The 19,632-nt window shown below is 58.2% G+C and carries 15 protein-coding genes; 7 read left to right on the plus strand and 8 right to left on the minus strand.

Annotated features, from left to right (window positions below; translation table 11 throughout):
• Nucleotides 1–109: 109 nt before the first annotated feature.
• The 5 genes from AO242_RS04330 to cbiE all read right to left on the minus strand — a co-directional run bounded on the left by AO242_RS04330 (nt 110) and on the right by cbiE (nt 7,441).
• Nucleotides 110–3,217 carry a hypothetical protein gene (locus AO242_RS04330; protein WP_099267816.1) on the minus strand — a complete coding sequence of 1,036 codons (3,108 nt, stop codon included), beginning with the start codon at nt 3,215–3,217 and terminating at the stop codon, nt 110–112.
• A 359-nt stretch (nt 3,218–3,576) separates the two neighbouring features.
• Nucleotides 3,577–4,047 (minus strand): copper chaperone PCu(A)C, encoded by a 471-nt coding sequence (locus tag AO242_RS04335; RefSeq protein WP_099267817.1) that lies wholly within the window; start codon nt 4,045–4,047, stop codon nt 3,577–3,579.
• Between the two features lie 360 nt (nt 4,048–4,407).
• The gene (locus tag AO242_RS04340) at nt 4,408–5,145 is read right to left on the minus strand and encodes a cobalt-precorrin-6A reductase (RefSeq protein WP_099267818.1); all 738 of its coding nucleotides are present in this window, start codon (nt 5,143–5,145) and stop codon (nt 4,408–4,410) included.
• On the minus strand, nt 5,142–6,239 hold the full coding sequence (locus AO242_RS04345; RefSeq protein ID WP_099267819.1) for a cobalt-precorrin-5B (C(1))-methyltransferase: 1,098 nt from the start codon (nt 6,237–6,239) through the stop codon (nt 5,142–5,144). Before AO242_RS04345 ends, AO242_RS04340 begins: the two co-directional genes overlap by 4 nt.
• On the minus strand, nt 6,239–7,441 hold the full coding sequence (gene cbiE, locus AO242_RS04350) for a precorrin-6y C5,15-methyltransferase (decarboxylating) subunit CbiE (protein ID WP_099267820.1): 1,203 nt from the start codon (nt 7,439–7,441) through the stop codon (nt 6,239–6,241). Before cbiE ends, AO242_RS04345 begins: the two co-directional genes overlap by 1 nt.
• A 117-nt stretch (nt 7,442–7,558) precedes the next feature.
• Here cbiE and cobG point away from each other — a divergent pair, with 117 nt between their 5' ends.
• The 7 genes from cobG to AO242_RS04385 all read left to right on the plus strand — a co-directional run bounded on the left by cobG (nt 7,559) and on the right by AO242_RS04385 (nt 14,628).
• Entirely contained in the window at nt 7,559–8,911 is a 1,353-nt protein-coding gene (gene cobG / locus AO242_RS04355) for a precorrin-3B synthase (protein WP_099267821.1), read from the plus strand.
• Complete coding sequence (locus AO242_RS04360) at nt 8,904–9,530, plus strand: precorrin-8X methylmutase (RefSeq protein ID WP_027901353.1); 627 nt, start codon at nt 8,904–8,906, stop codon at nt 9,528–9,530. Before cobG ends, AO242_RS04360 begins: the two co-directional genes overlap by 8 nt.
• Nucleotides 9,527–10,261: a precorrin-2 C(20)-methyltransferase gene (locus AO242_RS04365; RefSeq protein WP_373562190.1), complete on the plus strand. Its 735-nt coding sequence runs from the start codon at nt 9,527–9,529 to the stop codon at nt 10,259–10,261. Before AO242_RS04360 ends, AO242_RS04365 begins: the two co-directional genes overlap by 4 nt.
• Nucleotides 10,261–11,964 carry a precorrin-3B C(17)-methyltransferase gene (cobJ, locus tag AO242_RS04370; RefSeq protein WP_099267822.1) on the plus strand — a complete coding sequence of 568 codons (1,704 nt, stop codon included), beginning with the start codon at nt 10,261–10,263 and terminating at the stop codon, nt 11,962–11,964. Before AO242_RS04365 ends, cobJ begins: the two co-directional genes overlap by 1 nt.
• Before the next feature lie 497 nt (nt 11,965–12,461).
• Nucleotides 12,462–13,259, plus strand: coding sequence for a hypothetical protein (locus AO242_RS04375; protein ID WP_099267823.1), 798 nt, complete (start codon nt 12,462–12,464; stop codon nt 13,257–13,259).
• A gap of 53 nt (nt 13,260–13,312) precedes the next feature.
• Nucleotides 13,313–13,990: a hypothetical protein gene (locus AO242_RS04380; RefSeq protein ID WP_099267824.1), complete on the plus strand. Its 678-nt coding sequence runs from the start codon at nt 13,313–13,315 to the stop codon at nt 13,988–13,990.
• Nucleotides 13,987–14,628 carry a hypothetical protein gene (locus AO242_RS04385; protein WP_099267825.1) on the plus strand — a complete coding sequence of 214 codons (642 nt, stop codon included), beginning with the start codon at nt 13,987–13,989 and terminating at the stop codon, nt 14,626–14,628. The genes AO242_RS04380 and AO242_RS04385 overlap by 4 nt, the downstream gene beginning before the upstream one ends.
• A gap of 10 nt (nt 14,629–14,638) precedes the next feature.
• Here the strand turns inward: AO242_RS04385 and AO242_RS04390 are convergent, their stop codons facing one another.
• The 3 genes from AO242_RS04390 to purD form a co-directional block, all read right to left on the minus strand.
• Complete coding sequence (locus AO242_RS04390) at nt 14,639–15,235, minus strand: MarC family protein (protein WP_087269679.1); 597 nt, start codon at nt 15,233–15,235, stop codon at nt 14,639–14,641.
• A 70-nt stretch (nt 15,236–15,305) separates the two neighbouring features.
• Complete coding sequence (locus tag AO242_RS04395; RefSeq protein WP_099267826.1) at nt 15,306–18,095, minus strand: hybrid sensor histidine kinase/response regulator; 2,790 nt, start codon at nt 18,093–18,095, stop codon at nt 15,306–15,308.
• A 150-nt stretch (nt 18,096–18,245) separates the two neighbouring features.
• On the minus strand, nt 18,246–19,538 hold the full coding sequence (gene purD / locus AO242_RS04400) for a phosphoribosylamine--glycine ligase (protein WP_099267827.1): 1,293 nt from the start codon (nt 19,536–19,538) through the stop codon (nt 18,246–18,248).
• Between the last annotated feature and the right edge of the window lie 94 nt (nt 19,539–19,632).

Raw genomic sequence — 19,632 nt, forward strand, 5'->3', positions numbered from 1 at the left:
TAGCCCACCAGAACAGGAAGCTGTCCTGGTGGACAAGAAATGGGCGCACCAGCATGGGACTTATTTGGCGGACTGGTGCGCAGTGCTGCGCTTAATTGGTGCTAGTGCTTTAAAGCATCAACTCAGTGTTGCCGGAGTACAGATCAAACATTTTTTCCGGAATGGCGGCCGGGCTTTTGAAGTAAACGTAGAAACGCTTGCCTACAAGACGACTGGCCACCAGTTGTAGCGGCGTGGAGGGCGCAATCGCCACGTGGTCTCCCAGAAAGCTGGTGAACAGGTTTTTCTTCGGCACAGACTCATTGAAAATGACAAACACTGTGCTGTCCTCACTGCCGGCCGCCTCGCGAATGAATCCGTCGCGGCTCCACTGTTCGCTGCTCCAGCGGCTGACAGAGGCAGACTGAATACCGTTATCCACGAACACCTGTCCGATCTCAGAGGTCAGCCTTCGCAGCCCGGCGGCGCTGACCAATGCAGCCCGATAAGCCCGCCCCTGATATTCGTTCAGGCGATAGAACTCGTTCAGAAAACGAAGGGTCCACGGTGTGCGCATTCTGGCGCGCAGCAGGCTGTTGATGGCCTGCGAGCCGCCTTCACAGTAATCCAGTATTTCAGGCAGTTCGCTGGCGTTGGAGGTTTGTGCCAGACGCAGATAGTTACGATTGAATGCCAGTTTGGACACTGTGCTGACCTCCTCCGCCGAGCTCGGCCAATCCTTGGTCACATCGCCCAGTTCCTGATCTGACTGTCTCAACAGCAGGCTGCTTATTCGGGTGCGCAGTGTTTCTATTCTGCTCCAGACGCCCGGGCTGGATTCCACGGCGTAGGCGCGTTCTCCAATCAGCAAGTCGGGATTGGTGACGTCTGCCCGATAGAGCCGACAGTGACCGAACAGCCAGGGCTGGCGTTTGATGAAGTATTGCTGCTCGCCTATCTGGACAGCATGAAACTGGTTGGCATCGTAGGGTACAACGGCGTCAAGGTCTGTGCGTTGCGATGTAGGGCTGGATGATTCCAGATAGCCGATCTGCTCCTCACCTTGAGTGGTGGTGCGCTGTACCAGTGGCGTGGCTGATCGCAGATCCTCCAGCGGGGTGAAAGGCTCGCGATTTATGACCCAGCGACCCAGTGCAGCAGCGCCAAGGTAGCCAACCGCACACAACAATTCGAAGGCGGCCCCATGGTAATCACCTTCTCTGAGATGTTGAAAAGCCTCCCAGAGTTTGAACATGCCTATACCCGCCGCCAAGGCAATGAGTACCGGTGATGGAATGAACAGCATGGCAATATTCAGCGCGATGCTGCCAAGCAATGCCCCGTGTTTTTTGACCACTTCGGGCCGGAAGTGAAGCTCAGTCTTGCGCGTATGTTTCAGATCATGATGGGTCATGAGGTAGTCCTCGCCCTCATCAACGTAATCAGGTTCGCCGAAAATAAAGCTGGGCAGCCTGGCTGGCGCTTTCAGGTGTTTGTACGTTTCCCGTGCACGAAAGTGCTTGAGCCATTGCTCGTACTCTTCGGCACTGCATTCAACCGGGCGACTTTCCTTGGGTAGTTGGCGGAGCAGGTATCGGGTGAAGTCGGGATTATCCAGAAACTGCTCACGCATGGCCTTCTCGTTGGGGTACCAGCGAAATACCCGACTGTCCGGGGCATTGAGGGTACAGATCAACATCGGCTGATCGGTTGTTGAATCTTGCGGCGCGATGCGCATGACATCAGGCAGCGCGTGTTGCTCAAGGATCATGAAGTCGAGGTTGATCGTTTTGCCATCGACCTTCTGTCGGGTCTCGACGCAGGGGTTATCAATGATGACCTTCATCCATGCTCTGGCCGTGTCGGGTAGCGGGTCAGCCTGAGCCTGTACCTGGTCCATGCGCAGTTGGGCGATGGCGAGGCTTCTTACATTCTCAAGCCAGGCTGCCTGATGAGTTCCCTGGGGTTGCGGGCCGTCCGGAATGTCCCTGCACAGATGATGCAACTGGATGATCGATTTACTGTAATCCTGCGCGGCCGCCACCCAATGCTGCTGGTGCTCGTGGCTCACTCTCTGCCACCATTGGGGCATGTTGCTTGCGATCAGGCGATGGTCGTTGCGATCAAGCATCAGCGCATTGTCCAGATGCGCAGCCCGCGCCAGTCGCTGCGGTAAGGTGCGCGCAAACTCATCTGCGTCGATCCTCAGGGCTCTTGCCTGGTTCAACAAATAGCTGAAGTCGGCCTGTTGCCTGGCTAATTGTTGGTCAAACAACACCTGCAATACATCGCCGTGCATGACTGACAAGCTCCACCTCGGCGCTTTGGTCGGGAACGTGAGGATTTTAGTGCGTGAGGCTGCGCTGAGGTTTTGCAGTACAACCTGTTTTTGGATGGAGTCACTAAAGCGCATCTCCAGCGAGTGGATCATCGCTGCAATGTTTGCAAAGCCTTCCAGACCTTGATGTTCAGTGCGCAGTAACACCTCCCCCAGACTGCTGTCATTCAATGCGGGTGGGACCAGACTATAGGTGTGCGTGAGGACAAATGCCCCGGGGAAAATGTGCACTTCGCCTTGGCCATCTATAAGTGCCAGTTGAAAGGCCCCGTATTTCTGGACGGTGTTGTCACCGGCTGAGCGTGGCCTGTCGAGTTGATCTTCAAGCATGGCGTGTTGGCTAATTGTGAGCAGGTTTTGCTCGACTGCCGCTTCGGACTCCAGCCGTAATGCTTTTTTGCGCTCGGTGATGAATCGCTCGCGTCGGCTGATGCCCTTGTCCAGGTAGCTCCAGTAGTCAGCCAATTGCTGGCGATAAGCAGGCTCAAGCGCGCTGATGAAATCCTTGTACAAATCCAGAATGTGCTGGCATTCGAGATGCGCGATTTCGTCGGCTTCATCCACTGTGTTCGCGGCTTTGTAGAAACCTGCGTGGACCGACAAATCGAAACTCTTGCGCCCCAGAACATGATCGAGGAGCGTGCCTCGAACGGGCTCGGAGTGCCGGAACTGACGCAGCGAGCGTTCGATGGTGGGGTGGCCTTGCGCGGGCAGCTGGGTGAAAGGCGGGATCGTCAGGGTTTTCAGTGTGTAGGACGTCAGCCAGGTGTGGTTGATGTCGATGCTGACGCCAGGGTGATCGCGTTTGAGCAGGCGCAGAAACTCCTGTTCGGCGACCGTACGCAAGTCGGGTGGGTACGCCGCGTTGCTGGCAGCGGGTGAAGCAGATTGAGTTGTCATGATTCCGTTTCGTTTTGTGAAAGATGCAGCTCACGAAATCGGATTTGGGGGAGGGTGTCTGTCGGCTGGAGGGAGTTTCTTGTTGGGGATATTCTGCAAGGGTTGTAGGCGTCAGGTCTGTGAGCTCCTGTAGGACTGGCTTTAGCCGGGAGGGCTATTTCTGACTGCCCCATTTGTGGAGCCAAAAATGCAGTCCTCCTGGCTAAAGCCAGTCCTGCCGGGTTAGCGGTGAACTTGAGGTTGAGGCATATCTTGTGGGAGCGAATTCATTCGCGAAAGGGCCGATAGATTCACAGTATTTTCGTCGTCAGGGATGCAGCCCTCCCGGCTAAAGCCAGTCCTACAAGATCAAAACCCTGTCAGTGACTGTGCGCGGATGCCCCAGGCGGCTGCTTCAGTACTTCGACCTCTAGCGTGACCGCACCTGACTTCTCGAAATGCAGGGTCAACGGGAAGCTTTTACCCTCCGTAAGCGAAGCCTTGTCCTTCAGGTCCAGCAGCATCACGTGATAACCCATTGGCGCGAATACGGCGTCGCCACCCGCCGGGACTTCCACGTTTGGCACTTGCTGCATCTTCATCAAACCGTTGGCGTGAACATGTTCGTGAAGCTGAGCCGTGCCTGCGATGGGCGTGTCTACGCTGAGCAGGCGGTCTGTGCTCTGCCCATTGTTGTGAATGACAAAATAGGCCGCGACGTTGGGCGCATTCGGCGGCAGCTCCATTGACCATGGGCTGGCAATATTCAGCTCGGCTGCGCGGTAGTCATTGGCGTTGGCGTAAGTCACTGGCAGCAATAATGCGGTCAGCATGAGCAGGTGCTTCAACATTAAAGAGACTCCTGTCGATTGAGCTGCCATTTAGCCTGAACAGCCTGGCGATGTAAAAAAGCCCGGAATGTGGCGCGGTGCCGCGCTGTCGCAAAGCAATGTAGTACCTGTAGGAGCTGCCCCGGTGTTCCTGACACCACACTGTCGCGCAGCAAAACATGGGACCTGTAGGAGTGAGCTTGCTCGCGATTTCGGTATGTCAGTCAATAAATACATCGGCTGTGCTGACGTAATCGCGAGCAAGCTCACTCCTACAGAAAAAGCATTTCAAATCAGATGATTGAATTTTTTTGATAGACGCATTCTACGCTGACCTGCGAACGCAATTCCCATGGGCCGGTGGGTCCTACAGAATCAGCATCAGAGCTGATACTGATCCAGCGCCTCAAGCAATGCCCCCGCAGACCCGAACTCCCGATCCACCTGCGGTAATTCCGGGCGCTTGAGTATCAACACCGGCACTCTCAGCTCCCGCGCGACTTCCAGCTTGGCCTCGGTCGCATCGCCACCGCTGTTCTTGCTGATGAGCACATCAATGGTGCGCTGCTGAAAGAGCTCGCGCTCTTCCTCCAGCAGAAACGGACCACGTGCACCGATGACTTCGCAGCGCTCGTGCTGCGGCAAGTCGCGCAGGGTGTTTTCCAGGGCGCGTAACGTCCAGAACTGATGAGCAGGGATTTCATCCAGATGCTGCAAAGGCTCGCGGCCCAGGGTGAACAAGGGACGCTGGAAAGGTTGAAGGGCGCGAACCAGTTCGGCCCAGTCCGCCACTTCGCGCCAATCGTCGCCCGGTCCCGGTTGCCAGGCGGGCCTGCGCAATGCCCAGCACGGCACGTTGGCGAGCCCGGCGGCGCGGGCCGCGTTCTGGCTGATTTGGGCCGCGTAAGGATGGGTCGCGTCGACCAGTAAATCGATGCCTTGCCCGGTAATGAACTGCGCCAGCCCTTCAGCGCCGCCGTAACCACCGACTCGCACTTCGCAGACAAGATCAGTCGGTACCCGGCCTACGCCTGCAAGGCTGTAGATGTGCTGCGGCCCCAGCGTGCGGGCGATGGCCAGTGCGTCGGTCACTCCGCCAAGCAATAACACGCGCTTCAAACACTGACTCCGGCTGTTCCGACGATACCGCCCTGACGATCAATCGCGAAGACTTCCACTTCAACCTGCGATGGCACCACGCTACGGGCGAAGTCCAGTGCGTGCTGGCAAACGATGTCACCCAGCGGCACCTCTGCTGCCGAGCACATCGCCAGAGCCTGCTGGCTGGTATTGGCTTCGAGAATGGCCTGCTGCAGTGCTTCATCGGCTCCGCCATCCGCCGCCCAGCGCGCCAGTTGCGGCAGGTCGATGCTGGAATGGCGGCTGTGCAGGTCCATATGTTTTGCAGCCAGTTTGCTGATCTTGCCGAACCCGCCGCAGATACTCAGTTTGGCCACTGGCACTTTGCGCAGGTGTTTGAGCACAGCCCCGACGAAGTCACCCATTTCGATCAAGGCGATGTCCGGCATCTGATAGAAGCGGCGCATGGTGTCTTCGCTGGCGTTGCCCGTACAGGCAGCGATGTGTTGATAACCGTTGGTTTTGGCGACGTCGATGCCCTGGTGGATCGACGCAATATAGGCTGCGCAGGAGAATGGCCGGACAATGCCGCTGGTGCCCAGAATCGACAGCCCGCCGACAATTCCGAGGCGCGGATTCATGGTCTTCAGCGCCAGGGCCTCACCGCCTTCGACATTCACCGTGATTTCAAAACCACCGGTGTAATTGAGCTCGTTGGCCAGCGCTTGCAGGTGTTCAATGATCATCATCCGCGGTACCGGATTGATGGCCGGTTCACCCACTTTCAGGACCAGACCCGGTCGCGTGACAGTGCCTACGCCCTGACCTGCAATAAAAATTACCGTCGCAACATCCAGCAGCCGCACCCGGGAAAAAACCAGTGCGCCATGGGTGACGTCGGGGTCGTCCCCGGCATCCTTGATAGTACCGGCTTCTGCACCGTCCCCCGCCAATCGGCAGAACTCCAGGCGCATTTGCACGTGCTTGCCCTTGGGCAGGACGATTTCCACCGCATCGTTGACTTCACCGCCCAACAACAACCGCGCCGCCGCCAGACTGGTGGCGGTTGCGCAACTGCCGGTGGTCAGGCCACTTCGCAAGGGGGCGGGTTGTTCTGCGGTTTCGTTACGCATCAGGGTTTGACCACATCCAGCAGAGTGATAGGCAGAGCCTGACGCCACGTGTCGAATTCGCCCAGCGGTTTGGCGTGGGCGATGTGGATGCGGGTCAGTTCACCGCCATGTAGATCACGCCAGGCCATCAACGTTGCTTCGCTTTGCAATGTGACGGCATTGGCTACCAGACGGCCGCCGGAACGCAGTTGCTGCCAGCAGGTATCCAGCACACCGGGGCGGGTTACGCCGCCGCCGATAAAAATCGCGTCGGGACGCTCTAGCCCGGCCAATGCCTGAGGCGCACTGCCGCGCACCAGTTGCAGGCCCGGCACGCCTAGGGCATCGCGATTGAATTCGATCAGTTGCTGGCGGCCTTCATCGGCTTCAATGGCCAGGGTTCGGCAGGTGGGGTGGGCGCGCATCCATTCGATGCCGATAGAGCCGCAACCCGCGCCGACGTCCCACAACAACTCGCCCGGCACCGGGGCCAGGCGCGCCAGGGTGATCGCCCGCACATCGCGTTTAGTCAGTTGGCCGTCATGCTCAAAGGCTTCATCGGGCAAACCGGCCAACGGCGAAAGACGCAACGCGCTGGCATCGGCACGGCAATCGATCGCCACTACATTCAAGGCGGCGATTTCGGGGTTGGCCCATTCACTGGCCAACCCGTCCACGCGACGCTCGGCCGGACCGCCCAGATGCTCAAGCACGGTCATGTGACTTGGGCCGAAACCACGTTCACGCAGCAAACCGGCAATCGCCGCCGGGCTCGTGCCGTCATTACTCAGAATCAGCAGGCGCACACCGTGATGGAACCGGGCATTCAACGCGGCCAGCGGTCGGGCCACCACGGACAGCGTGACCACGTCCTGCAACGGCCAGCCCAAGCGGGCCGCCGCCAGTGAATAGGAGGAGGGTGCCGGCAGGATCAGCATTTCTTCGACAGGCACAACACGCGTCAGGCTGGCGCCTACCCCAAACAGCATCGGATCGCCGCTGGCCAGCACGCACACTTCGGCGCCGCGTTGTTCAAGCACTGGATTCAGAGAGAAGGGGCTGGGCCAGGCGCGGCGTTCTGCCTTGATGCAAGGCGGCAGCAACTCCAGCTGACGCGGCCCGCCGAACACCTGATCGGCGTGCAATAGAGCGTGCCGGGCGTTCTTGCCAAGGCCTTTGTAGCCGTCTTCACTAATTCCCACGACCGTCAGCCAGGGCGACATTTGCGTACCTCAATCCGATCTTCCGACAGAGCGGCTTTTCATGCCTGCGGACAAAGCAGGCATAATACCGCGCCTGATAGACACAAGTGCCTATTCAAACCAATTGATGGTGATCCATTGACCGAGCCGAAGTTCGCTCGCACGCCTCTAACGTCCTTACGCCCCTCGGCTTGTCCGGGGTTGCTGCGTATCGTCCCGGCACTGGATGGCGGCATCTGCCGGATCAAGCTGGCAGGCGGCTCGCTCAACGCGGCTCAGGCTAACGCCGTTGCACAGGCGGCGCACGCCTACGCCCATGGCGTGATCGAAGCCACTAATCGCGCCAACCTGCAGATTCGCGGCATTGGTGAGCAACAGGCGCAACTCATCGACACGCTGCTCGGGGCCGGGCTCGGCCCGAACAACCCCGACAGCGATGACGTGCGTAACCTGATGCTCAGCCCCGTGGCGGGCCTGGACCCACAGATGCTGCTGGACGTGCGACCTTTGGCCGCGCAGATTCTGGCTGCGCTGGAAAGCAATCCGCGCTTTCATGACCTGTCGCCCAAGTTCGCCCTGTCTCTGGACGGCGGCGAAGGTATGGTGATGCTCGAACACCCCCATGATCTGTGGCTGTCGGCGTTCAACGTGGACGGCGATATCATGCTGGGCTTCGGTCTTGCGGGTTGTCCTGCTCAAAGTTCGCCCTTGGCAGCGGTTCCGGTGGCTAGCGGGCTGGAGCTGGTATTGGCGGTTCTGGAGCTGTTTCTGGATCTGGCGCGTCCCGAGCAGGTGCGCATGCGACATCTGTTGGAGGAAGTTTCGGCGCAGCAATTGCTTGAACAATTACAGCTGCGTCTGAGTGTTGAACTGCGAGCTGATCAAAAAGTGACCACCTGGCGTCGTCCTGCAATCAGCCCGAACCAGCACTTGGGAATTTATCCACAGCGGCAAACCGGCCTGGTAGCAGTAGGCGGTGCTGTGCCATTAGGGCGCATTGATCCGGCGATGCTGAACGCTGTTGCGCAACTGGCGACCGGGTTCGGCGATGGCAGCTTGCGCCTGACCCCTTGGCAAAGCGTGCTGTTGCCGAATATCCCGAGCGGACAGGGTGCACAGGTGCTGTCGGCGTTGCAGGACGCCGGGCTGTTGTGCTCCGCCGATCAGCCGTTGGCGCAGATCATCGCCTGCACCGGTTCGACCGATTGCGCCAAGGGACTGGCTGACACCAAGGCCGATGCAAGGTTGCTGGCCGGGCAATTGCAACGCAGCGGAGTCAGCCGACCAGTACATCTTTCGGCCTGCAAGCGTTCGTGTGCAGCGGCGCATCGGGCCTCGGTGACGTTACTGGCGGTTTCTCCCGGCCACTATGACCTTTATTTTCGCGATGCAGCGCAGCCCGGTTTCGGTGCCCTGCAAGCGCGTGACCTCACTATTGAAGCAGCCGGCGCATTGTTGATCGCCGACTCACGGAGCAGTACCCATGATTGATTACATCCGCGATGGTCAGGAGATTTATCGCAACTCCTTCGCGATCATTCGTGCGGAAGCGCGCCTGGATACGATCCCTGCCGACCTGGAAAAACTCGCCGTGCGCGTGATCCATGCCTGCGGCATGGTTGAGGTCATCGAAGACCTGCGTTTCTCGGAAGGTGCTGGCAAGGCCGGGCGCGACGCGCTGGCCGCTGGTGCGCCGATCCTGTGCGATGCGCGCATGGTGTCCGAGGGCATCACGCGTACTCGCCTGCCTGCCAACAATCAGATCATTTGCACATTGCACGATGAGGGTGTGCGGGAGTTGGCTCTGGAGCTGGGTAACACTCGTTCCGCCGTAGCGCTGGAGCACTGGCGTGAACATCTTGAGGGCAGCGTCGTGGTGATCGGCAATGCGCCGACCGCCTTGTTCTATCTGCTGGAAATGCTTGATGCGGGCGCGCCTAAACCGGCCCTGATTCTCGGCTTCCCGGTCGGTTTCGTCGGGGCGGCCGAATCCAAGGCCATGCTTGCCGCCGACAGTCGTGGCGTACCGTTCGTGATCATGCAGGGGCGTCGTGGCGGCAGTGCCATGGCCGTGGCTGCCCTCAACGCACTGGCCACGGAGATCGAATGATGCAGGCACGCGGTCGATTGATTGGCCTGGGCGTCGGCCCTGGCGACCCCGAGCTGATTACCGTCAAAGCCCTGCGCTTGTTGCGTGAGTCGCCAGTGGTTGCGTACTTCGTGGCCAAGGGCAAGAAGGGCAACGCGTTCGGCATCATCGAAGGCCATTTGCAGGACGCCCAGACCTTGATGCCGCTGGTCTACCCGGTGACAACCGAAGCGCTGCCTGCGCCAATGTCCTACGAAAAAGTCATCAGTGATTTCTACGATGAGGCCAGTTTTGATGTGGCGGCCCATCTGGACGCTGGTCGTGACGTGGCGGTGATCTGCGAAGGCGATCCGTTCTTCTACGGTTCCTACATGTACTTGCACGATCGCCTTGCCGATAAATACGAAGCTCAGGTCATACCGGGGGTCTGTTCGATGCTGGGGGGCGCATCGGTGTTGGGCGCGCCGCTGGTGTATCGCAACCAGAGCCTGTCGGTCTTGTCGGGCGTGCTGCCCCATGAAGAACTCAAGCGCAAACTGGCGGATGCCGACGCAGCGGTGATCATGAAGCTGGGTCGCAACTTCCCGAAAGTCCGCCAGGTGCTGGAAGAGTTAGGCCTTGCAGAGCGGGCGCTGTACGTTGAGCGCGCCACCATGGCGAATCAGAAAATCGTACCGCTGGATGAAGTGGTGCCGATGTCTTCGCCGTACTTCTCGCTGATCATTGTTCCTGGCGAAAGGTGGCAGGGCTGATGGCGCACAACATTCCAGCCATTGTGATTCTGGGCAATGGCAGCCTGGCGACTGCCCGACGCATTCAGCAGCTCTATCCGGACTCGCTGATTTACGGCTTGATTGATCGAGTACAGGGCGCGGACCGGACCTACAGTGAATTTGGCGCAACCTTGCGTCAGTTCTATCAACAGAACACGCCGATCATTGCCCTGTGTGCGGCGGGTATCGTGATTCGCACGCTCGCACCGTTGCTGCTGGAAAAAGGCGCTGAACCCGGCGTGCTTGCCATCGCTGAAGACGGCAGCGCCGTCGTGCCTTTGCTGGGTGGCCTTGGCGGCGTGAATGTCATGGCACGGGAAATTGCCGCAGGTCTGGGCATTGCTCCTGCAATCACCACCAGTGGCGAATTGCGTTTCGGCACGTGTCTGCTCAATCCCCCAATCGGCTATGCGCTGGGTGACCTGGAACTGGGCAAGCGTTTTGTCTCCGATTTGCTCTCCGGAGAAAGCGTACGCATTGAAGGTTCTGCGCCCTGGCTGGCCGATGCAAAACTGCCGGAGGACGAGCAGGCGCAATTGGCAATTCACGTCAGTTGCGCCGAGCGTGAGCCGTCGGCCAATGAACTGCTGATCTACCCGCGCAGCGTAGCGGTGGCTGTAACGGTAATCAGCACTGAGCTGGCTGTTGGCATCCGGGCTGCGCTGCACGATGCGGGTATCGCTATCCAGTCGCTGGCGTGCCTGCTGGCGGCTGATTCACAGATGGCCGACCCGTTGCTGCATCAGGCTGCCATTGAGCTGGATGTGCCACTGCGCTTTGTTCCAGCGGCTTGCGCGGTTGATATGGCGGCGCAGGCCGTGCCGCAATTGTTGCCTCCGATCAGCGTCAATGACGGATTGGCAATTACTGTCGCCCCTCAACCGGTGGATGTTGAAAAGATTGGCAAGGGTCGCGGCAGGCTTGCCGTTATCGGCCTTGGGCCGGGTGCCGCAGAGCTGATGGTGCCCGCCGTCAAGGCCGAACTGGCGCGGGCCAATGACATCCTGGGTTACGAAACCTATGTGCGCATGGCCGGGCCGTTTCGGGCTGATCAGGTCATGCACTGCACCGATAACCGTGAAGAAATGCAGCGCGCCCGACATGCCTTCGAACTGGCAGCTTCCGGGCGCTCAGTCGTGGTCGTGTCATCCGGCGACCCCGGTGTGTTTGCCATGGCCGCAGCGGTGCTGGAAGCGCTGCACGAATCGATCGATGCCGATTGGCACAACGTTGAGCTGGAAATCCTGCCCGGAGTCTCCGCGTCGCTGGCAACCGCCGCTCAGGCAGGGGCGCCGTTGGGCCATGACTTCTGCGTGATGTCGCTCTCGGACAATCTCAAGCCGTGGGATATCATCGAAAAGCGTCTGGATCTGGCCTCTCAGGCTGATCTGGCGCTGGCCTTCTACAACCCGATTTCCCGCTCCCGTCCTTGGCAGCTGGGGCGCGCGCTGGAAATCGTCCGCCAGCACCGCACGCCTGAAACGCCCGTCACGCTGGGGCGAGATATAGGTCGCCCGGGGCAAACCTTGCGGATTATTACGCTGGGCGAGCTGACACCTGATCAGGTGGACATGCGCACCATGGTGCTGATTGGCTCTTCGACGACCTGCACATTTGCCCGGGCAGATGGCGGTCAGTGGGTTTACACGCCGCGTTGGTATGGCGGAAAGCCGACGAGCTAACTCAGGCAGTCGAGTGTGGCAGCATCCCGACACTAGATCGGGGGCTGCCGACAGCAGCTTCCTGTTCGCCAAATCACTTCCTTAAGAGGCAGGCGCTATGTTCCAGTGTCCGGACCACTATTTTCCATTTCCTTTATGTATTCATTCTCTGTAGGAATATACGACTTCTGACTGGCTTTCTATAACTTGTCCTGTCTGAAAGTTCTTGTGAGTAAGTAAGTGCTTGGGCATCAAGCCCTGTTTGCTGCCAGTTGCCAGTGTAATAAATTATTTGTCATGGATCATCGCCGGTTGCTATCGGTAAATGACTTATCTAGGCTGGGTGTGCAGTCTCGATGTTGCGGTTGTTATAAGTTTGACTACTTGGTTGTTACCGCTTCTGAACAGACTTCCCATTATATTTTGGCCTTAGGCAGGCGAGGTGAAGTTTTGCCTTGTCAGTCCGTATGAACTGAATGCGAACTCGTGGACGAGTCGTTAATTAAAAGGAATTTTTTATGAATGATGCATTGGACTTTCGTCAAACTCCAGCTGAACGGATCAGTTTTGTACGAGGCCTGGACCTCGATACGGCTTCACCGGTCGTCATGAACCGTGCACGAATGACGCGGGCGCTGGACCTGGACCCGAAGAACGATGAGGGGGCCGTGGTTGCCAACACTATTCTGGGGTTCGTCGCGGGGATGTCGCGAGAAAACAAGGATGCCGTGAAAAAGACCGTACTGCTGGCCGTGCTCGTTGCCGACAACGCATTTGGTCTGGAGCGAGGGGGCGAAAACTGGTTCAACAAGTTTTACAGCGTCATGAATGGGTTGGGCTGGGTTCCGGAACACTGGGATTACGCTCAATACCGGACCACCGATCAACGCTTCACGATGGAACAGGTCGGGCTGAAAATCCTCGGTTCGGCGATTGCGGCAATGGCAGGCCCGGGTCCCGCTGCGATGATATTGGCCAAGGTTGCAAAGGACGCCATCGAGGCTCTTCAAGTCAACAATGAGCCAGTAGAACTGTTCAAAAGGCATACTCGCGACTACGACAAAGGTAACTTCTGCATCGGTTCGTGTATTGAGTCCCGAGGGGAAGTTTATTTTGCATTAGGTGCGCTGCGTTGCAACGCGCGGATTAATACCGTGGATGTGTTGTTTACGGAGTGGCACAGCTCCACTGTCCATATCTCTCGTGGAGAGGCTGCCTGGTTTCTCGATCAGGAGGAGTACAGTTTTCATCGCCCGGAGATTGTTAACTTGTTGCGTGAAAAAGCATCGCGCGATATAGCCAGCTATAAGATTTGAAGTTGTCTGGGGGGCGTGAGCCCCCCGTCTATTTTATATTCAGGAGGAATGCCATGTGTGATGTCGCACTGGATGCCTATATTAATGCCCACGATTTTATACTGTTGGACCGGCGGGTTGAGTCGACAGTGAAGTCGGATATTCTTGAGTCGACACTTTATACGCAGCTGGCAGCCGATAACAAAGTGCCGAGCATGACCGATTACTCCAGGTGGCGGCAAACCTATCTGGACGCAATGACCACCTTCGGCTGGCGGTTGCGCACTAAGAATAATTATAACCTTGCGCCGGATACGTCCGCCGGGCTTAACGTCTGGGCGCTGATCACCGATATTTTTATACGGTCAGACGTGGCCAGGTTACCTGACGCCGCGCCTGGTCTGGCTGCGCTGGCCAGCCCGTTGCTGGCACAGATGAGGCAAAGGGAGGGGACTGCTCCCATCTCTCATGCAACATCGATAGCGTTGTCCAGCCGACAGTTTCAGGTCAGCCTTGTGTCTGCAGAGCATATCCTGTACTCGGCGTTGGTATCGTTCAATACAGCGCAACCTCTGGATGACGATCCGCTACTGACGTCGCTCGATCCGACGCTCATTGTCGGTGACATTGACGCCATGTTCTTTTCCGCAGAACTGCTGGATATCCACTACGAGTTGTACCGGGACGCTTTCGAATCGGCTTTGGCTGAACGAAAGAAGACGTTGACCGTTCGAGTGGGGCAAGAGCAATGAGCGAGATAACATCGAACGCCGTCATCGCCGGCAGTAACCTTATTTCCTTCATGGCCGGGATCACTCGCGAAGAAAAGAAAGATCTATCGGATTTGCTGAGATACGCCGATTACTTCGCAAGCCAGACCTACGACCGAAGTGAATTCTGGACCAGCTGGATGGAGTATTACCGCAACCGGCTGGAGAGATTCAGTACGGTGCGGGCTCGCATCGTGAAAGACCCAATGGTGATCACTGACGCTGAAGAACTTGAGCGGATCACTCCCGGTGTTAACGGGACTATAGGCTCGGCCAGCCTTGGCAGGCTCATGCAGCAAAGCCTGAGGAAAGTAAGAATCGACAGGGATGCGCGATTGTTTTTCCAGCATGGCCGGGGCAGTGGTCGTCTTCGCACGTTTCAGGTGGTTGGCTGTGAAAAAACGCCTGACGGGCGGATCCTGATCATGCTGTGTGCGCTGCACGCCAATGCTTACACCGAGGTGGATATCTTCGGACTGTCCGAGCGAGTCGAGCGCGACATCGTACTGCGCATCACTGGCGGAGTGTATGAATTCCATCGTGAGCAGTATGCTGTGCAACGGGACAGCATCAGTTCGAAACTGAGGAATGTAACCCGCCTCGTCATTCAGAACATATGAGGCCTGATGCTCAAGGCACCAGATAGCCCCGGACCCCGGTAAAGATAATCTGCGCCGCCAGCGCACAGACAAACAGCCCCATCAGCCGACTGACGATCTGCAAACCCTGCTCGCCCAGAATGCGTTCAATGTTATTGGCCATGTAAAGCACGACGCCCACTGTGAGGCTTGCCAGGGCAATACTGACAATGGCGGTCAGTTTGTCATCCCAATGAGGCTGGCTGACGCCCATTACCAGCAGTGCACCGATGGTGCCGGGGCCGACAGTGAGGGGGATGGTCAGCGGCACGATGGTCACGTCCTGCTGAACATTGTCGGTCTGTACCGCTGACTTGCCTTGCGCCATGCCCAGCGCCGAAATGAACAACACGCTGCCCGCGCCAATCCGGAAGGCATCAACGGTGATGCCGAACACGCTGAATATCACCCGTCCGAACAGATACAGCAGCACGCTGGAAATCAGGGTAGCCAGCGCGACCTTCCACGCCAGACGCCGTTGCTCTTTGCGCGAGTGGCCACGCGTCAGGCTGATGAAGCAGGACAGGACGAAGAACGGGCTGTAAAGCACCAGCATCTTCAGATAAACGCTGAACAACACATGGAGCATGGCTTGGGCTCGACAGCAGATAAAGGCGTGGCGAGTCTATCAGGGCGCAATAGACGTCGATGACAGCAGATCAGTTTTGTTGGTACAGGTCACCGGCCGAGGTCAGCGTACGAACCTTCTCACGTTGCGCGACCCAGTGTTCCACCAGCTCGCGCAGTTGGGACAACTCCACGGGTTTGGCCATGTGACCATCCATCCCCGCCTGACGGGCGCGATCCTTGTGTTCGGTAAGAATGTGCGCAGTCAACGCTACCACCGGTGTTCTGACCCGTTGATTGCCGACTTCCCAGGCCCTTAGCTGTTCGGTGGCAGAGAAGCCATCCAGAATTGGCATCTCGCAGTCCATCAGCACCAGGTCATAGCGCTGGGCCTTCATTGCGCGCAATGCCTCTTCGCCGTTGCTGGCGGTGTCCGGGTTCAGGTTGAGTTTGCCCAGCATGCCGCGAATCACTTTGGTGGAGATGTTGTTATCTTCTGCGACCAGAATGCGGAAGTCGCTGGGTACCTTGACCGGTATGTTTTGGATCGGCGTCACCAGATGCGCCGTTGCACCCTTGTTCAGTTGGGTGAGTTCGTCCGCCAGCGTGGTCTTGAGGGTATAGCCTGCAACGGGTTTGGCCAGAATTCTTTTGATTCCCGCGTTGCGGGCGATAACCTTGCTCGGCGCGTTGCTGATGCCGGTCAGCATGATCAGCAGGATGTCGTGGTTCAGGCTCGGATCTTCCTTGATCTTGGCGGCCAGTTGCATGCCCGTCATGCCGGGCATGTTCTGGTCCAGCAGCACCACATCAAAGTAATCGCGTAAATGTGCCTTGGTTCGCAACAGCGCCAGCGCTTCTTTGCCGGACGACACGGCACTGACGTTCAAGCCCCAGGCGCTGCATTGCTGGACCAGTACCTTGCGGCAGGTTTCGTTGTCATCGACCACCAGTACCCGAGCGCCCTTGAGCGGGCTGTCGAGATCCAGTGGCGGCTGCTCCAGACGATTAGCATCCAATGGCAGACTCAGCCACAGCGTGCTGCCGTGAGTGCCGCCGGATTGAATACCGAATTCGCCGCCCATCAGTACGATCAACTGGCGGGCAATGACCAGCCCCAGATGCCCGCCCAGTTTGCTCGATGCCAGGAAGTTCTTGCTGTGCAGTTCTGCGTGTAGCAGCGCTTCGCGCTCATCGCTGGAGAGCGCTTCGCCGCTGTCCTGCACGGCAATGCGCAGGCGAGGTTTACCGGCGCGTGAGTCGAGTGCGACCACCACCAGAATTTCGCCCTCGTCGGTTTTCTTCAGGGCGTTTTCCAGCAGGCTCAAGACGGTCTGGCGCAAGCGTGTCGGGTCACCGCTGATGACACGAGGCACTTGTGGCTGAATCAGACTGATCAGCTCCACCTCCTGCTGCTCGGCCTTGGCGCGGAAGATATTCAGGCAATCTTCGATCAGTGCGCTGAGGTCGAATTGCACATCATCCAGCTCGATCTGACCCGATTCGAGTTTGGTGATGTCGAGAATTTCGTTGATCAGGCTGAGCAGCTCGTTGCCTGCGCTGTGAATCGTCTGCACGTAGTCGCGCTGTTTGACCGACAGCGGAGTGCCCAGTAGCAGTTCGGTCATGCCCAGCACACCGTTCATAGGCGTGCGGATTTCATGGCTGATCTTGGCCAGAAACTCTGCTTTGGCGTTGATTTCTGCAGTACTGGCGGCCTTGTCACGGCTGATGCTGAAGTTGTCTTCGGTGAAGCTGCGGTGACGCTCGCTGATTGCCACGCTCATCAACAGGCCGCTGAAGCAGAACACCGCCAGCAGTGTGAGGATCAGCCATTGCGGGGAAATCCAGGTCAACCACAGCAGCGCGGGCAGAATGACCAGGCAGCCAATGTTGAAGGTCACCATCGATAGCACGAACAGGCGGGCGGGCCAGTAGCCTTTTTGCCAGTGGTAAGCAGAGACGAACAGAATGCCCACGGTCGCGAGTGTCACCAGTCCAAACGTGATCACGTTGAGTGGCAGCGTGTCGACGAACAGTATCAGCAGGCAGCCCAGAGCTATGACCACCAGACTGCCCATCAACAGGCGATTGAGTGCGACGACATTGCGATGGGCAAAGAAGGAGTGCGCGTACATCAGGCCTGCGAGTGCAGCGAACAGCAGGGTCAGGTGCGCCGCGGGTGTCTGGGCGATGTGCCAGGTCTTGAGCCATGGGGTCAGCAGGTTTAGCAGCAGGGCCGCGCTGAGCGCCAATAATCCTTCACAGCTCGCGAGCCACAGGTTGCTGCGTGAGCGGGTGTGGGCGTAACGCGTCAGATTTTGCAGAATCAGCATCGCCAGCGAGCCGAACAACAGGCCAAACAGAAACGGCTCGCGCTCATCGGCGGCGCTGTTGATTGCCGGTTGCAGGCTGATATTCGGCCGAAGTTGCTGGGTTGAGACCAGCCGTAGATAGATATCCACAGGGGCGTTACTTTGCGGGATGGGCAGCATGAAGTCGCTGGCCCGCAGGACATCGCTCTGCGGCGCGACGTTGTTGCCGGTGCGCGTATGGTTGAGCAGTTTGTCGCCTTCAAGGACATAGAGGTCCAGGCTGGCAAGGTCTGGCGCGAAGATGCGCAGGAGCTGTTCGTGATCGCCGGGTTGCAACTGATAGTGCAGCCACAGAGCGCTATTGCGATCGGCTGCGGTGACCTGATCGAGGTCAGTCGGGCTGAGCTGGTTCTGATAACGGGCCGAACGGACGTCGCTCAATTGCAGGTTTGCCTGCGTGTCGAGCAATGTTGACCAGCCCGCACTTGGCTGGGCATGCGCCGACAGCACGAAGAGCAGGGTCAACAGCCCTACAGTTAAACCTTTGGCAATCCTGAGCCAGCGCACGGTGAGATCCCTTCGTAAGATGAATGCCCGATCACTCTAAACTCTATTTTTAATCTTTGCGTGTAGTCCTGTGAGGGCCGGCCGGACCCGACAGGCCGGGAGAACGCTGTTGCGCTCGTCCCGGCCTGTCGAAGCCTGGCTGAAGGCTTATTACAGGTCTTCACCACGCTCGCGGGCAATGGCGCGATAGCCGATGTCACTGCGATAGAAGCAACCTTCCCAATCAACCTTTGCGGCCAGAGCATAGGCGTGTTTTTGTGCATCGCCCACTGTTTCGCCCAATGCAGTCGCACAAAGCACGCGACCACCACTCGTGACTACCTGACCATCTTGCAGTGCTGTGCCTGCGTGGAACACTTTACCCGGCAGTTGTGCGGCGTCATTCAGGCCTTTGATCGCTGCGCCTTTGGCGTAATCGCCAGGGTAGCCGCCAGCGGCGAGGACGATGCCCAGACTCGGGCGTGGATCCCACTGAGCTTCCACTTTATCCAGCGCCTGGGCCAGAGCAGCTTCCACCAGCAAGACCAGACTCGATTGCAGACGCAGCATCACCGGTTGGGTTTCCGGATCGCCGAAGCGGCAGTTGAACTCGATAACCTTCGGGTTACCCGCCTTGTCGATCATCAGCCCGGCGTACAGGAAGCCGGTGTAGACATTACCTTCGTCAGCCATGCCACGCACGGTCGGCCAGATGACCAGATCCATCACGCGCTGGTGAACCTCGGCGGTGACGACCGGGGCAGGGGAGTAAGCACCCATGCCGCCCGTGTTCGGGCCACTGTCGCCGTCGCCGACGCGTTTGTGATCCTGGCTGGTGGCCATCGGCAAAACGTTCTTGCCGTCGACCATCACGATGAAGCTGGCTTCTTCGCCATCAAGGAACTCTTCGATGACAACCCGCGAACCGGCTTCGCCGAACGCGTTACCAGCCAGCATGTCGCGCACGGCGTCTTCGGCTTCGGCCAGGGTCATGGCGACGATTACGCCTTTGCCAGCAGCCAGGCCGTCGGCCTTGATGACAATCGGAGCACCTTTTTCGCGCAGGTAGGCCAGCGCTGGCTCGATTTCAGTGAAGTTCTGATAGTCGGCAGTCGGGATCTTGTGACGTGCCAGGAAATCCTTGGTGAACGCTTTCGAGCCTTCCAGCTGGGCAGCGCCAGCAGTAGGGCCGAAGCAGTCCAGATTGCGGCTGCGGAACAGATCAACCACACCGGCAACCAGTGGCACTTCGGGGCCGACGATGGTCAAGGAGACGTTCTTTTCAGCGAAATCCGCCAGTTGTTCAAGGGCCAGCACGTCGATAGCGACGTTCTCGCACTTGGCTTCTATGGCGGTCCCGGCATTGCCCGGTGCAACAAAAACCTTCACGACGCGTGGGTCCTGAGCGACTTTCCACGCCAGAGCGTGTTCGCGGCCACCACTGCCAATGATTAATACGTTCAAAGAAAGACTCCTTCGGAGAAGCTGCAAGCTAAAAGCGGCAAGTAAAAGCAGATTGTGCGGCTTTTAACATGGCTCATGGCTTTGAATTAGTAAG

The sequence above is a fragment of the Pseudomonas sp. ICMP 561 genome (assembly GCF_002699985.1).
GTDB classification, from domain to species: domain Bacteria; phylum Pseudomonadota; class Gammaproteobacteria; order Pseudomonadales; family Pseudomonadaceae; genus Aquipseudomonas; species Aquipseudomonas quasicaspiana.